Annotated in this window: 1 protein-coding gene; it reads left to right on the top strand. The window is 69.9% G+C overall.

The window, feature by feature from the left end; translation table 11 throughout:
* Positions 1–25: 25 nt before the first annotated feature.
* On the top strand, positions 26–874 hold an 849-nt coding region (locus tag HV826_RS36390), incomplete at its 3' end, for an acyltransferase domain-containing protein (protein ID WP_368671078.1).

Below are 874 nucleotides of genomic sequence, written 5' to 3'. Positions count from 1 at the left end.
GGGGCGGAGCGGGGAGTCGCTGTGGATGGGGTCGGCGAAGACGAACGTGGGGCACCTGGAGTCAGCGGCGGGAGTGGCGGCGGTGATGAAGGTGGTGCTGTCGCTGAGGAACAAGCAGTTGCCACCGCACCTGCACTTCAAGACGCCGAACCCGCACATCGGCTGGGAGCGGATGGCGGTGGAGGTGCCGACGAAGCTGACGGCGTGGGAGCCGGCGCAGGGTCGGCGCGTGGCGGGCGTCAGCTCCTTCGGCTTCAGCGGTACCAACGCGCACGTCGTCATCGAGGAGGGTCCTGCTCCGCGTGAGACGCCCGTGCTCCAGGAGCGCCCGAAGCACGTGCTGGTGGTGTCGGCGCGGAGCCCGAGCGCGCTGGAGGAGCAGGCGAGGAGGTACGCGGAGGCGCTGGGAGAGGCTTCGGTGGGGGACGTGTGCTTCACGGCGTCGGTGGGGAGGGCGCACCTGGAGCAGCGGATGGCGGTGGTGGGAGGGAGCGCGGAGGAGCTGAGGGAGAGGCTGGAGAGGGCGGCGGGTGGAGAGGTGGTGGGTGGAGTGGTGAAGGGGCAGGCGGTGGGGAGGGAGAAGCGGAAGGTGGCGTTCCTCTTCACGGGGCAGGGGAGCCAGTACGTGGGGATGGGAGAGGAGCTGTACGGGAGTCAGCCGGCCTTCAGGGAAGCGTTGGACGCGTGCGCGAAGGTGCTGGAGGGGGTGCTGGAGAAGCCGCTGCTGGAGGTGATGTTCGCCGGAGGCAGTGAGCTGGACGAGACGAGGTACACGCAGCCGGCGCTGTTCGCGGTGGAGTACGCGCTGTGGAGGATGTGGAGGAGTTGGGGCGTGGAGGCGGACGCGGTGCTGGGGCACAGCGTGGGGGAGTAC

This window comes from Myxococcus sp. AM010 (assembly GCF_013372585.1).
GTDB lineage: Bacteria > Myxococcota > Myxococcia > Myxococcales > Myxococcaceae > Myxococcus > Myxococcus vastator.
The sequence above is the reverse complement of the archived record's forward strand: the minus strand, read 5'-3'. Positions and strand labels throughout refer to the sequence as shown.